At 49.0% G+C, this 13,022-nt stretch carries 15 protein-coding genes; 11 read left to right on the top strand and 4 right to left on the bottom strand.

What is annotated here, in order from left to right:
• The first annotated feature begins 2 nt into the window (after window positions 1–2).
• From hisD to CUN67_RS27525, 9 genes are all read left to right on the top strand, one after another.
• Window positions 3–1,331 carry a histidinol dehydrogenase gene (gene hisD / locus CUN67_RS27485; protein WP_208718623.1) on the top strand — a complete coding sequence of 443 codons (1,329 nt, stop codon included), beginning with the start codon at window positions 3–5 and terminating at the stop codon, window positions 1,329–1,331.
• On the top strand, window positions 1,324–2,613 hold the full coding sequence (locus CUN67_RS27490) for a hypothetical protein (protein WP_254711435.1): 1,290 nt from the start codon (window positions 1,324–1,326) through the stop codon (window positions 2,611–2,613). The genes hisD and CUN67_RS27490 overlap by 8 nt, the downstream gene beginning before the upstream one ends.
• Before the next feature lie 15 nt (window positions 2,614–2,628).
• Complete coding sequence (locus CUN67_RS27495; protein ID WP_208718624.1) at window positions 2,629–3,390, top strand: SDR family NAD(P)-dependent oxidoreductase; 762 nt, start codon at window positions 2,629–2,631, stop codon at window positions 3,388–3,390.
• 100 nt (window positions 3,391–3,490) lie between these two features.
• The gene (locus CUN67_RS27500) at window positions 3,491–3,736 is read left to right on the top strand and encodes a YmjA family protein (RefSeq protein ID WP_208718625.1); all 246 of its coding nucleotides are present in this window, start codon (window positions 3,491–3,493) and stop codon (window positions 3,734–3,736) included.
• A 187-nt stretch (window positions 3,737–3,923) separates the two neighbouring features.
• Window positions 3,924–4,865 (top strand): hypothetical protein, encoded by a 942-nt coding sequence (locus tag CUN67_RS27505; protein WP_208718626.1) that lies wholly within the window; start codon window positions 3,924–3,926, stop codon window positions 4,863–4,865.
• Between the two features lie 91 nt (window positions 4,866–4,956).
• On the top strand, window positions 4,957–5,406 hold the full coding sequence (locus CUN67_RS27510) for an NUDIX hydrolase (protein WP_208718627.1): 450 nt from the start codon (window positions 4,957–4,959) through the stop codon (window positions 5,404–5,406).
• Between the two features lie 177 nt (window positions 5,407–5,583).
• Window positions 5,584–6,069: a cold-shock protein gene (locus CUN67_RS27515; RefSeq protein ID WP_208718628.1), complete on the top strand. Its 486-nt coding sequence runs from the start codon at window positions 5,584–5,586 to the stop codon at window positions 6,067–6,069.
• A gap of 590 nt (window positions 6,070–6,659) precedes the next feature.
• Window positions 6,660–7,880 (top strand): oligosaccharide flippase family protein, encoded by a 1,221-nt coding sequence (locus CUN67_RS27520; RefSeq protein WP_254711436.1) that lies wholly within the window; start codon window positions 6,660–6,662, stop codon window positions 7,878–7,880.
• Window positions 7,877–8,761, top strand: coding sequence for an ATP-grasp fold amidoligase family protein (locus tag CUN67_RS27525; protein WP_208718630.1), 885 nt, complete (start codon window positions 7,877–7,879; stop codon window positions 8,759–8,761). Before CUN67_RS27520 ends, CUN67_RS27525 begins: the two co-directional genes overlap by 4 nt.
• 251 nt (window positions 8,762–9,012) lie before the next feature.
• On the opposite strand, the gene CUN67_RS27530 is transcribed toward CUN67_RS27525, so the two are convergent.
• Genes CUN67_RS27530 through CUN67_RS27540 form a run of 3 tightly spaced genes read right to left on the bottom strand, consistent with a single transcriptional unit; the run spans window position 9,013 to window position 10,210 of the window.
• A complete protein-coding gene (locus CUN67_RS27530; protein WP_208718631.1) occupies window positions 9,013–9,516 on the bottom strand; it encodes a DUF4865 family protein in 504 nt (167 codons plus the stop codon).
• The gene (locus CUN67_RS27535) at window positions 9,513–9,902 is read right to left on the bottom strand and encodes a tautomerase family protein (RefSeq protein WP_208718632.1); all 390 of its coding nucleotides are present in this window, start codon (window positions 9,900–9,902) and stop codon (window positions 9,513–9,515) included. The genes CUN67_RS27530 and CUN67_RS27535 overlap by 4 nt, the downstream gene beginning before the upstream one ends.
• Window positions 9,902–10,210, bottom strand: coding sequence for a carboxymuconolactone decarboxylase family protein (locus CUN67_RS27540; protein ID WP_208718633.1), 309 nt, complete (start codon window positions 10,208–10,210; stop codon window positions 9,902–9,904). The genes CUN67_RS27535 and CUN67_RS27540 overlap by 1 nt, the downstream gene beginning before the upstream one ends.
• 100 nt (window positions 10,211–10,310) lie before the next feature.
• On the opposite strand from CUN67_RS27540, the gene CUN67_RS27545 reads away from it, so the two are divergent.
• Together CUN67_RS27545 and CUN67_RS27550 are read left to right on the top strand one after the other, a co-directional pair.
• On the top strand, window positions 10,311–11,195 hold the full coding sequence (locus CUN67_RS27545) for a LysR substrate-binding domain-containing protein (RefSeq protein ID WP_208718634.1): 885 nt from the start codon (window positions 10,311–10,313) through the stop codon (window positions 11,193–11,195).
• Between the two features lie 85 nt (window positions 11,196–11,280).
• Complete coding sequence (locus CUN67_RS27550) at window positions 11,281–11,955, top strand: NAD(P)H-binding protein (RefSeq protein ID WP_254711437.1); 675 nt, start codon at window positions 11,281–11,283, stop codon at window positions 11,953–11,955.
• A 24-nt stretch (window positions 11,956–11,979) separates the two neighbouring features.
• Here the strand turns inward: CUN67_RS27550 and CUN67_RS27555 are convergent, their stop codons facing one another.
• On the bottom strand, window positions 11,980–13,008 hold the full coding sequence (locus CUN67_RS27555; RefSeq protein WP_208718635.1) for a methionine synthase: 1,029 nt from the start codon (window positions 13,006–13,008) through the stop codon (window positions 11,980–11,982).
• Window positions 13,009–13,022: the final 14 nt, after the last annotated feature.

A 13,022-nucleotide genomic window follows, 5' to 3' on the forward strand; every position in this document is an offset into this window, starting at 1 on the left:
ATATGTCTGTTACATTTCATGACCTGACCGATTCTGACGTCTTACCCGAGCATCTGTTTAAACGCACCGAGTCTGACCTGTCATTTTTCATCGAGAAAGTAAAACCGATCATTGAGGCGGTAAGAACCGAAGGCGACGAGGCGTTGATCCGCTTCGCCCGCGAGTTTGACGGTGTGCAGCCAGAGACCTTTTCCATCAAAGCAGAAGAACAGGAATTTGCAGACGCTTTCGCCCGGGTCGATGCGGATGTGATTGAATCGATTCGTTTCTCGGTCGAAAACGTGCGCGCCTTTCATGAAGCGCAAAAGCCGGAAGAAATGTGGTGGAAGGAGATGCGTCCGGGGGCATTCGCTGGCGATCGCCATGTGCCGATTGATGCGGTGGCCTGCTACGTCCCGCGCGGGAAAGGGTCATTCCCCAGCGTGCTGATCATGACCACGGTTCCGGCGGTGGTGGCCGGTGTGCCCCTGCCGATAGTGATCACCCCGCCAGGACCAGACGGCAAAGTCGATGACGCAACCTTGATTGCCGCACGCCTGGTGGGCATCAAAGATGTCTATAAATGTGGCGGCGCGCAGGGGGTGGCAGCGGTGGCTTACGGCACGGCATCGGTGCCGAAATGCCTGAAAATCGTCGGCCCGGGCAGCCCATGGGTAGTGGCGGCGAAACGCCAGTTATCCAACCTGATTGATCCCGGCATCCCGGCAGGACCGAGCGAAAGCCTGATTCTGACGGATGATTCGGTGAATGGGGCGCTGGCGGCGCTGGACCTGCTGATCGAGTCGGAACACGGCCCGGATTCCTCGGCATATCTGGTGACCTCCAGCCGTCGTGTCGCGGAAGAAGCCATTGCCGCGCTGCCTGGTTACTGGGACAAAATTGGCGAGCAACGGGCCGGGTTCTCACAGAAGGTGCTGTGCGGCACCCACGGTGGCGTGGTGCTGACAAAGGATTTTGCGACGGCGATTGAGTTTGTGAACCAGTATGCCCCGGAGCACCTTGAGGTGCTGGCGCATGAACCGATGGATGTGATGATGAAGATTCGTAACGCCGGTGAAATCTTACTGGGCGAGCATTCACCGATTGTGCTGGGCAACTTTGTGCTGGGTCCGAATGCGGTGCTGCCGACCAACAGCGCCGCCAAAACCAACGGCCCACTTTCGGTGTTTGATTACATGAAGCGGGTCTCCATTGCCTATGTCACCAGCCGGGGTTATCAGGAACTGGCACCGAAAGCGAAACGCTTTGCTGAATACGAAGGCTTCCCCGGTCATGCGCTGGCCGTTTCTGATATCCGTCAGACGCTGCTGAAGGGGAGCAAAAATGAGTGAATCCTCCCGCCCGCCGTTAGCGGCTGAGGCCCGCCGCCTGACACACCTTGGTCAGTGGGAACAGGCGCGTGAGAAACTCAGTCAATTGATCGCCGAGGTGACGGGGGTGAACACCGCCGCGCTTGAGATCAACCGGGATCAGTACAGCCTGAACTCGCTGAATGGACGTGTCTCTTTGGTGGATGGCCGCACGCTGTTTTTCAAATATCACCATGAAGAAGGGGAAGAACAGACTATTCAGGAATACTATCGGGCCGAGCTGTTACGTGACCACGGTTTTGAGGTCGATGTCCCCGTTTACGCCTGCGGTGAACCCGGACGGCAGATCCTGTTGTATCCGCTGCGTGATGACCAACGGCTGGCGGATGTCTGCCGTGCGATTGAGACCGACTCCGCATGGCAGCAGATCGAGCCTGTCGTTGCGGCGCAGCGTCGTGCCGATCAGGCGATTATTGCCCATACGCTGCCGACGTTGCGGATGGGTACCACCGCCGAAGTGGAGGCCGAATCCATCCATCAGCTGTTCTGGAACCGGCTGGTCTCCCCCGGCCATGATATTGGTCTGGGTGGTCGTGTCGCCAGCTTTTATGTCGATCAGACCTTCACCCTCGGTGAGATGCAGCTGGACTGGTCGACCCTGAGTCGGCTGCACTGGCGGGTCAATGGAGTTTCGTATCAGCAAAGTCTGCGCGATCTGTTCCTGGCGGCGGGCCGTGTGCTGGCTCCTGCGGCGCTGGCCCGGCACGGTGTGGTGGTGGCGCATGGCGATGCGCACAATGCCAACGTCTGGTATGAAACCCATCACGCCCAGCCGAAGCTGGTCAGTTTTGATCCGGCTTTTGCGGGGAGCAGCATTCCGGCGTTGCTGGCGGAGATTAAAGCCACCTTCCACAACATTTTTGCCCATCCCTGCTGGCTGTATGAACCGGCTGATGCGGCCGATCGTTACCAGGTCAGCGTGCGGCGTGATGGCGATACGCTGGAGGTCAATCATAACTGGGATCTGTCGCCGCTACGTGCCGCCTTCCTGCAAAGTAAAGGGGAACTCTACTGGCAACCTTTGCTGGCCGAGCTGAAGAAGAAAGGTTGGCTGCCTGCCAACTGGCAACAGATTATGCGTCTGGCATTGTTCTGCTGTCCGACGCTGGTGATGAACCTGCGCGCCGGTTCTGCGAGCAATCACAATCCCACCAGCTCGGCGATCGGTTTCTCGATCGCCATGATGCTGGGCTGTGGTGGGGATGATGACTTCAGCCAATGGCTGGATGGCCTGCTGACTTAAAACGGTGATCAAACTATGAATGTGTTATCCACCTTTTCCCTCGCAGGCAAACGTGCGCTGGTGACGGGGGCCACGCGCGGCATTGGTTTTGCGCTCGCCAGGGCTTTGCTGCAAGCCGGGGCCAGCGTGATCATTACCGGACGCCAGCAGAGCACCCTGACTCAGGCGGTGAGTTTATTGCGCGAGGAAAGTGACAATGTCACCGGATTACTACTGGATGTCACCCAAACGCCGCAGATTGCGCAGTCGATCGCCGCGGTCGGCAACATTGATATCCTGGTCAACAACGCGGGTACTGAACAGGTTTGCCCGTCACTTGAGGCTGACGAAGCGCTGTGGGATACCATCGTTGGCACCAACCTGAAAGGGGCATTTTTCTGTGCTCAGGCGGCAGCAAAAGGGATGGCTGCCTCGGGTGCCGGCGGGGTGATTATCAATCTTTGCTCGTTAACCAGCTGTGTGGGTGTACCGGGCGCAGCAGCCTATGGCAGCTCCAAGTCCGGGCTGGTGGGGCTGACCCGTACCCTCAGCACCGAGTGGGCAGGGCATAATATCCGCGTAAATGGTATTGGTCCGGGCTATTTCGCAACCGACATGACGCAGGTGTTCTATCAGGATGAGCAATGGCGTAACGCCATGCAGCAAAAAATCCCCCTTGGACGCTTTGGTGAACTGGATGACCTCGCCGGCAGCGTGGTGTTCCTCAGTTCAGATGCCGCTCGCTACATTACCGGGCAGATTCTGTATGTTGATGGCGGGTATCTTGCGGCGATTTAAGGGCAGCGTGCCTGAATGACAGAAAAACGGAGTAAGGATGTTATTATTCAGGCCAGACGTTGCAGGTAGCAACGGACACAGACCTTAATGGGGATGACCTATGAACCAGGAAGTACCACTGAAATTTTATGACATCGTTGATGAGTATGCGACGGAAACAGCAAAGCCGGTAAGCGAGTCCGAACATGATGCTCTGGCGCGCTATTTTCAGCTGCTGATTACCCGCTTAACCAATAACGAAGAAATCAGTGAAGATGCCCAAAGAGAGATGGCCAGTGAAGCGGGGATCGACCCGCTGCGTATTGATGACATCGCTGAGTTTCTGAATCAATGGGGCAATGAATAACGCCTGTTGAAACGGTTATGTCCGCTTCTGGCTCATTGCCATAAGCGGACGTTGCGCCTGTCCCGGCCAACAGATAGAAATTGCCTTGCAAAAGATAACAACTGGAAATGAACTTCTGTTTTCACTCTGTGCCGGGACATGTGATTTTAGGTTGTATTATGTTGCCTGGAATCCGCTAAGGTAAAAAATGGAAAAACCATTTTTTCGCGCAAATCTGTTCTCGCTCGTTATCGGTACGGTGAGCGTCATTTATTTTGTCGAAAGCCATCAGCCTGATTTGTTTAAAGCCACGGCAAAACCGACGCCTCAAAGCCAGCAAATTACGGTCAGCGCGGCGACAGACGGCACTGTTGAGCAGATCCCTGTGATCAAGGGCGAACATGTCACGTTAAACACGCCACTCGTGTTGTTCTCTAACGAAAACAGCCAGGCCCTGAAAGGGACTCAGCTCGTCAGCGAACAGTTAAAACTCGAACAAACCAGCCTGCTTCAGGACATTCAACATACCCAACAGATTGCCCTTCAGCAGGCCAGCGACAACCGCTTCGAGAAAATCATGCTTAACGGACAGCTGGAACAACTTTTAGAGCAAACTAAAATCGAGTCGTCGCAAATCAGCATGGCGCAGAATCTGGTGAACAAGTGGCGTCCCTTGCTGGCAAAGGGATATGTCTCAACGCTCCAGTTTGAGCAGGAACAGTCGATCGTGTGGGGCTATGAGAGTCAGTACCGGTCATTACTGCAACAACAGTATGGCACCCGGCAGCAGCTCATCGAGTTGAATGACCAACAGCTTCAGTTACCTCTGGCAACAGCCGTTAAAATCAACGTACTGCGGCGGCAGCTGGCGCAGGTAAATGAAAACCTCGAACAAAATGAAAACACGCCACAGCGGGCGGTGTATACACTTTCCGCCGGTACGGTAACCTCCGTTCTTGCCAAAGCGGGTGATGCTATGACCATCGGGCAACCGCTATTGACTATCGAACCGGATCACCAACAGGGCATTGTCACTGGCCAGATAACGCAGAGAAACAGTGACGTTGCGCCGCGTTATCAGAAAATAAACGACCAGACAGGCAATACCTCAAACATCCCACATCACAAAGTTTCAGCTCATAAAGTGTAATCTGCTGTCACGCAATCATGATTTGAGTGTGCTATGCATAAGGTTTTCTCCCCCCCTGATAACCCCTTACCTGACTGCCAGAGGAGTCAACTTGAGCTACGTCACTGAGATGCGCAACATGATTGGTCATCGTATGCTTTTGCTCGCGGGTGCCAATGTCATCATTGTCCGTAACGACGGACATATCTTGCTTCAGCAGCGTAAAGACGGTAGCTGGGGGCTGCCGGGTGGTTTGCTTGAGGTCGGGGAATCACTGGAACAAACCGCCATTCGGGAAGTGAAAGAAGAGACCAACCTCGACATTAAGTCACTCAATTTTCTAAAGGTTTTTTCCGGGCAGGACTACTGCTTCATTCTGCATAACAAAGATGAAATTAATGTCATCACCGCGTTGTATTTTACTGAGCAATGGACAGGTGAATTAATTAACGATCCCACAGAAGGTCTGGCACTGGAATTTTTCCCCCTCAGCCAGTTACCTTCGCCAATGAATGAAGAATATGTCACGTACATCAGATTTTTCAGTCATCGTAAAACCTGATCGCCTGCGCCACGGAGAGTGCTTTTGCGCCAGTCTCAGGGCGGAAGCAGCAGACCGGCCATTCGCACAGTAGAAATTTATCGTCCAGACTTACCCCAAAGACGTAGTTTGTGCAGGCATTGTGCTTTACACTGCGCGCTGCAAAATCTGAGTAGATAAACAATTAAGTAGGCGGTAATGGCGATGAAAGGCACGATCACAACCTGGTTTCAGGATAAAGGTTTTGGGTTTATCAAAGATGAAAATGGTGAGAACCGCTATTTTCATGTGATTAAGGTCGCCAACCCTGATTTGATTAAGAAAAATGCAGCGGTGACTTTTGAGCCAACCACCAATAACAAGGGCTTGTCAGCCTATGCGGTGAAAGTCGTACCGGAAAGCAAGTACATCTTTATTGCGGGCGAGCGCATTAAGCTCACGTCGATCAAGTCTTACCTGGTTTACAGCGAAGAAGTCCCTGCCGACACCCGCATTGATAAAGAAAATGCTTTGTTGTCTGTGGGGGTACTGATGAAGAGTATCCGGCCGAAATCATCCGCTGAACCGGGTGAGATGCGCTCACAGAAGAAACTGGCGATCACCACTTTCCAGGGAACGACGTTAATCTTTTCGGAAGATGAGATAGATGTGGAAGCTACGGTAAAAATGCTCAAGCTGAAATAATCCTGACCGAGCCGGTGCCGGGACCCTGCGTGATTTGTCGCGTGGTTTCGGCCTCAATGAGTCGATATAGCAGGCCTTTCCCTCAGCGTTAACCCCTCCAGCATGATGTTGTCCACCACATGCCCGCCAGCCGTCGCCCGGTTGTAAACCGACACGTAACAGGGCCAGCGTATTCTATCATCGCGTAAACTTATACCTTCTGCGTCCGGCCTGGTTAATTACGGCTACTTTTAGTGACAAGCCCGGTACATGAACCTGTCAGGAGGTTGATAAGGGGAGGGCATGCAGACATTACCTGATACAAAATCGAAGGTCATCATTTTTTTTATCATAAAACACGACGAATAAGTGGACTCATTACCAGAAAATGTCTGCTACTAATCTGATTTATGGAAAATAACCTTCACTATCCTTATATAAAGGGCCACACTACCAACCAAATAAAAAGAAGTGTGCCAAAGAATGTGAAGTTAAGCAGCTTTTTAGCTAAACAAAAACCATCCAGTCAATATACCTGTTACTCATAAAGAAACAATAAAAATAACTATGTATATGTGGGAAATAAAATGTACTCTAACGCGATATGGATCATGCTGGAAAAGTCAGTCAACATTATTGGCCTGCTATTTATCAATTCACTTATGGCAAAATATGTTGGCCCTGATAATTTTGGCAAAATAAACATTTCAACATCACTTTTTATATTCGTGCAGACATTATCATGGTTTGGTGGTCAGAATATTCTCTTTAAACGCATGAGCGAAAACACAAAGTCCGGAATCGCATTGGCTATGAATACTCAGAACCAACGGCGAATTTTGTTTCTTCTGTCTTCAGCTGCAATTTTGATTTATTTGTATTTCTTTACTGACTCAATTGTATTTCTGTTTGGCGTAGCAAACTGCATTGCCACATACTATATTGTGATGGATTTCTTTTCCATCTATAACAACACCCAGTTGAAATCAAAAATAAACACCATAACAAATATACTGGGGTTATCATTAGCGTTGTTGATTAGATTTAATATCTCATACTTCAAAATGCCAGTTTATTACTTTACCATACCCATTGTTATCATCCCGCTAGTCCCTTACATCATGCGGCTCATGTATTTTAAATACACCACCAAAGTAAAAGAAAACAGCAAGGGTGCGGGGGTATATAACCGATATATGCTGTACACTGGCGGGACGTTAATTTTATCAAGCTTATCTGTAGATATTTATACTCAGATATCGAGTATTTTTTTAACGAAAATACTTTCATACTCAAATTTGGGGATTTATAGCGTAGCATTATCAATGGGAAGCGCATGGTCATTTATTGTGCTGTCATTAATAACCAGCTTCTTCTCAAGGATATATAGTGAGAAAGATCAAATAACCGTCGAGAAGTTACTGATAAAAATAAATCGGATTGTAATCCTGGTTTCCCTGGTTGCTTTGAGTGGTTTCTATCTTGTTGGTGATTATTTTATACATTTATTATATGGGGATAATTATATGTCCTCAGTGAATATCATCCCCATAATAATACTTGCCACTATGTTCTCTGCATTAGGAACAATTTGTTATAGATATATAATAAAAGAAGCGGGCTATAGTTACCTGGCTAAAAAAATGTTTTTATGTTGTATATTAACAGTACCATTATCATGGGTGATGATCAGTGCATTTGGAATTAATGGTGCGGCGTATTGCTTTTTGATCGTGGAGATTTTGTCCTGCACTTTACTTAATTACTTCTTCAGAAATAAAACAATCATTAAGATGCATCTTAATATTTTCAATCCGAGGGTATTTAAATGAGAATGATAAAACAAACAGTTAAGTCAGCCTTAAAACTGAGTGCTAACACTTTCCCGGAATTTTATGCTAAAACTCACTACTTCATCAGGTTCAAGAAAAAATTAAACCTAAGAAACCCAACCAGTTTTAATGAGAAAATACAATGGCTTAAGTTCAATGAACTCAATGGTGACATTTACACGTTGTGCGCTGATAAATATAAGGTCAGGGAGTATGTTTCCGCTAAAGGGTGCGGTGAAATCCTTAATGTCCTCTACGGTGTGTATGATAACCCACAAGCTATAGATTATGATGCGTTACCGGAAAGATTTGCACTTAAATGCAATCATGGAGCAGGCTATAACATAATATGTGATAATAAATCATCCATGGACATTGAAAAAACAAACAGAAAATTGAATGAATGGTTGAAGCAGGATTACTCGGCAAATTTTGTTGAGCCGCAGTATAAGAAAATCGAAAGAAAAATCTTATGTGAAAAATACATTGAAAATGAACGCGGTGGTTTTCCTGATGATTATAAATTTTATTGTTTCAATGGTAAACCCTACGCGGTAATGGTTTGCATAGGGCGAGAAAAAGGAAAACCTAAGTTTTATTACTTTGATATGAACTGGAATCCGCTTCCTTTCGAAGATACTATCGAATTAATAAATGAAAACCATTATCCAGAGATGCCCGATGGCTTTAATAAAATGAAAGAGTATGCTGTTAAATTATCCTCTGATTTTAAATTTGTCCGGGTTGATCTCTATCTCCTGAATGATGAGGTTATTTTTGGTGAACTAACATTTACCCCTTCCGCGGGACTGGATGTAGCCTTACAGGAAGCAGATGTGATTTTAGGCAGCCAACTTAACTTAGAGAGTAAAAAACGATAAGCAGACTTACTTTTGCTATAAAGAACCGCATCACCCTTTGTCTGGCAGATCACAATAAATCCAGGTAATAAGCAACGATTAGTGATAATACTCACAAATTGACATTACCACCATCACTGATAAGTAGATGACCGGGTGGTCAGGTTGATAGTCACAAGTCGGCAATTTAGCGGTATGCCGCCTTGGTTAAAAAATTAAAAATTTGACTTAGCGCGATATAGTGCAATGGCGAAATTTTCATCAGACTAGCATTACCACGCCTCACTTGCCATGTAACTAATGCGGTAATTTTCCCTGTCCGTGTGCGGCGCATCACTAAAATCGACCTGCAATAGCTGCCAGCGGCTAATATCCCAGGCGCTGAGATGCCCATCCAGCGTCAGTAAAGAAAGGTCGCTGTGTGCGGGAATGTTCTGTTTGATTATTGAAAGCCAGCTAGCGCTTCTTATCTCATCAATGCAGGGAAGGTGTAGCGCTATCCAGGTATCAATCTGCGGCCAACCAAAATCCTGCGTTAATTTTTTAAAGGCTGGGCTCTGTAAAAACAGGGTCATTGCTGCGGCATTATTCCAGACATAGAACGGGGCATAACGGTTTTCATGGCTATATTCATCATCGCATTTGGCAACGAGGTATGCTTTAAACAACAAACCTGAAAAGCCGTTTAACTTTGCACCATTCTCCGCAATACGTCTCTCAATGATGGTCATGTCGTAATTAGCGGGCAAGGTAAAACGATATTGCATCACAATCATAATTCCTCCTCAGAAAGTAATTGTCCATTGCTGAAACTCCATTCATCGGCAGTATTAAACTGAATCATCACCATCACATCATTCGGATTAATATTAAGGGCCGTATGTAGTTGCTCGCATAGTGTGCGGCAAAGATTCTTCTTCTGCTCGAAAGAGCGAGGCTTACCGGCTATGACGTGAAACTGAATGAAATCGTCGCTGCGGCCACCACTTTTATAGTGGTAGTCAAACACACGCTGGCTGGCAGCGAGTGTTTCGAAAACCTGAAATCGGTCATGGGGAGGAACGGCAAATTCCTTCTCAAGGCATTTTTGCAAGATGTCGGAAATTTGCATAATTTGCTCGTTGCTATAGCCCTGACGCAGAGTGATTCGGGTGAAGGGCATCAGCGTTTATCCTCTTCCCAGCATTCGAAGGCAGAAACTGCCGCAGGCCAGCCAGCGTAAAATGCCAGATGTGTGAAAACTTCAACGATTTCCTCATGAGTCAGGCCATTTTGTTGTGCGAAGCGGATATGCCATGGCAACTGCTGCACGCGGCCAAGAGCCGTCAGAGCACCAAGTGTCACTAAGCTACGTTCGCGCGGGGAAAGGGCTTCACGTTTCCAGATGTCATTGAAAAGTAAATCCTGACTCAGTTCGGCCAGCTTCGGTGCGACACGGGCCAGGGTTTCGCGATCAAGGGATTTCGCCATCGTTGTTACTCCGTATTGACAGTGGAGACATTCTGGCGTGATATCTTGATCCTGAAAATTGAATTAATTGAGACTTACCGTCCCGAATTTCAGGATCATCATGAATAAACTCCCTTTGACGCTCGATCTGGATGCACTGCGCAGTTTTGTAACCGGCATTGAGTGTGGCAGTTTTGCCCAGGCAGCAAATCGCCTCTGCCGTTCAACCTCGGCTGTGAGTGCACAGCTTAAGAAACTGGAACAGCAATGCGGTGCTGAACTGGTGGTCAGAAATGGTCGCCATCTGGCGTTGACCCATAATGGAGAGATTATTATGGGATATGCCCGCCGACTGTTAGCGCTGAATGATGAAGCGCTGCTGGCCCTGAATGGCAAGCTAATGCAGGGGGAAATACGTATTGGTATGCAGGAGGATTTTGGCGAGTCACTCATGCCAGGCATCCTTGGTGAGTTCAAACGTCACCACCCAGCAATGCGCATTCTGGCCCGCGTCGATCGCAACCGGGGATTGCTTAATGCGATCAATGATAGCGAGCTGGATATGGCGCTGTTATGGCAACCGGAGCAGGTGCAACGCACAGGAAAACTGGTCGGTCACTGCCAGCTGGAGTGGATAACACATCCAAATCTGGATATCAGTACGCTGCTGGCGCAAGGCATGCCATTGCCGCTGGTGATGCTTGAAAGCCCGTGCCTGATGCGTTCCCGTGCCATCGAATGTCTGGACCGGGCGAACATCGCCTGGCAGGTGGTATTTGTCAGCCAGAGCCTGAGCGGTATTTGGGCGGCATTGCAGGCAGGGCTGGGTATTACCGTGCGAACACGTATAGGGATGCCCGATACCTTACGTGTCGCGGGAAGTATTTTGCCCTCGCCGGGCAATCTTGGTATCACGCTGGAGCAGGGGGTGGGAAACGAAGCCACTCACGGAGCACGGGCGATGCTGGGGCAGCTTATGGAAGAAGCGCTGTTAAGGGTGATGTGAGCATTATTCCGTCTTTAAGCCAGCCATCGGTTTTGCCGCCGCGGATGCTCTTCGGCCATTTTTGTTGGTGAAAGAAGGAGTGTGTATGACGATGCCAGAAACAAAACGTGTTGTGCTGCTTGCGGGTGCCACCGGTCTGGTGGGTGGTCAGCTGCTGCAAATTCTGCTGAACGATGCGGATATTGCCAGCGTTCATGCGCTAAGCCGTAAGCCGCTCAGAATCAGCCATCCGAAGTTGACCGTCCACCAGGTCGATTTTACTGCTTTGCCACAACTTCCCCATGCGGATGAAGCCTACCTGGCGCTGGGTACAACGATTAAAGTCGCGGGGAGCAGGGAAGCGTTCCGGGCAGTGGATTTTGATGCCAATATGGCGGTCGCCCAGGCGGCTCTTGCTGCAGGCGTAAGCCGGTTGGGACTGGTCAGTGCGGGCGGCGCCAATGCGAAATCATCCCTGTTTTACACCCGCGTGAAGGGTGAACTCGAAGAGGCGCTCAGAGCCATGCCTTTCACCGCTCTGGTGATTGCGAGGCCTTCTTTGCTGCTTGATTCTCGCGATGGGTTAGGGCAGCCCGTCCGCCTGGGCGAACGCATTTCCATCCCTGTCGCGAAGCTGTTATCTCCCATTCTGCCCGGTGCTTACCAACCCGTGCGGGCTTTGGCTGTAGCCCGGGCACTGACGCAGCGGGTCCCTGCGGCAAAGGGCCTGGTTGTGCTGGCTTCTGATCAGATAATCAAACTGGGGAAACTCCCGAACTGAGTTTCCTTCAGATGGCCAACAATTTTAACCCAGCAGTTCTCTGCGCACGATTTCTGCGCCAGCACTTAACGCATGTAGCTTGCCTCTTGCGACCTGGCGAGATAAAGGTGTCATGCCACAGTTAGTCGAAGGATAGAGTTTGTCGGCGTCGACAAACTGCAGTGCTTTGCGTAAAGTTTCGGCAACCTGCTCAGGGGTCTCAATGGTATTGGTTGCCACATCAATGGCGCCAACCATCACTTTTTTACCGCGAATGAGTTCAATAAGATCCATTGGCACACGCGAGTTGTGACATTCCAGTGAGATGATATCGATATCGGATTTTTGCAGTTTGGGGAAAACCTCTTCATATTGACGCCACTCGGTCCCCAGCGTTTTTTTCCAGTCGGTATTGGCTTTAATGCCATAGCCATAGCAAATATGCACAGCCGTTTCACATTTAAGTCCTTCAATGGCTTTTTCTAAGGCGGCAATGCCCCAGTCGTTCACCTCATCAAAGAAAACATTAAATGCCGGTTCGTCGAACTGGATAATATCGACGCCCGCTGCCTCTAATTCTCTGGCTTCCTGATTAAGGATTTTGGCGAATTCCCAGGCGAGTTTTTCACGGCTTTTATAATGGCCATCATAGAGCGTATCAATCATCGTCATGGGGCCTGGCAGCGCCCATTTAATCGGCTGAGTGGTTTGCTGACGTAAAAATTTGGCATCTTCCACAAACACCGGCTTCTGGCGTGCCACTTCACCCACCACACTCGGTACACTCGCATCATAGCGATTACGAATTTTAACGATCTCACGCTTTTCAAAATCAACACCACTGAGGTGTTCGATAAAAGTGGTGACAAAATGCTGACGTGTTTGCTCGCCATCGCTGACAATATCAATACCCGCCTTGAGTTGATCTTCCAGACATAAACGCAGAGCATCCTGTTTGCCGTCAATTAATTCCTGATCCTGTAATTTCCAGGGTGACCACAGTGTTTCTGGCTGTGCCAGCCAGGAAGGCTTAGGTAAACTACCGGCAGTGGAAGTAGGTAATAACTTTTTCATAATGGGTGACCTTG

This window comes from Pantoea cypripedii, from assembly GCF_011395035.1.
In the GTDB taxonomy this organism is placed as follows: domain Bacteria; phylum Pseudomonadota; class Gammaproteobacteria; order Enterobacterales; family Enterobacteriaceae; genus Pantoea; species Pantoea cypripedii_A.

Bases quoted from the DNA above. Each gene is read 5' to 3' on its own strand.
- CUN67_RS27540 (WP_208718633.1), bottom strand. From the start codon at position 10,210: ATGGCGAAATCCCTTGATCGCGAAACCCTGGCCCGTGTCGCACCGAAG.
- CUN67_RS27545 (WP_208718634.1), top strand. From the start codon at position 10,311: ATGAATAAACTCCCTTTGACGCTCGATCTGGATGCACTGCGCAGTTTT.
- CUN67_RS27500 (WP_208718625.1), top strand. From the start codon at position 3,491: ATGAACCAGGAAGTACCACTGAAATTTTATGACATCGTTGATGAGTAT.
- CUN67_RS27490 (WP_254711435.1), top strand. From the start codon at position 1,324: ATGAGTGAATCCTCCCGCCCGCCGTTAGCGGCTGAGGCCCGCCGCCTG.
- CUN67_RS27555 (WP_208718635.1), bottom strand. From the start codon at position 13,008: ATGAAAAAGTTATTACCTACTTCCACTGCCGGTAGTTTACCTAAGCCT.
- CUN67_RS27505 (WP_208718626.1), top strand. From the start codon at position 3,924: ATGGAAAAACCATTTTTTCGCGCAAATCTGTTCTCGCTCGTTATCGGT.
- CUN67_RS27495 (WP_208718624.1), top strand. From the start codon at position 2,629: ATGAATGTGTTATCCACCTTTTCCCTCGCAGGCAAACGTGCGCTGGTG.
- hisD (WP_208718623.1), top strand. From the start codon at position 3: ATGTCTGTTACATTTCATGACCTGACCGATTCTGACGTCTTACCCGAG.
- CUN67_RS27515 (WP_208718628.1), top strand. From the start codon at position 5,584: ATGGCGATGAAAGGCACGATCACAACCTGGTTTCAGGATAAAGGTTTT.
- CUN67_RS27550 (WP_254711437.1), top strand. From the start codon at position 11,281: ATGACGATGCCAGAAACAAAACGTGTTGTGCTGCTTGCGGGTGCCACC.
- CUN67_RS27535 (WP_208718632.1), bottom strand. From the start codon at position 9,902: ATGCCCTTCACCCGAATCACTCTGCGTCAGGGCTATAGCAACGAGCAA.
- CUN67_RS27530 (WP_208718631.1), bottom strand. From the start codon at position 9,516: ATGATTGTGATGCAATATCGTTTTACCTTGCCCGCTAATTACGACATG.
- CUN67_RS27520 (WP_254711436.1), top strand. From the start codon at position 6,660: ATGCTGGAAAAGTCAGTCAACATTATTGGCCTGCTATTTATCAATTCA.
- CUN67_RS27525 (WP_208718630.1), top strand. From the start codon at position 7,877: ATGAGAATGATAAAACAAACAGTTAAGTCAGCCTTAAAACTGAGTGCT.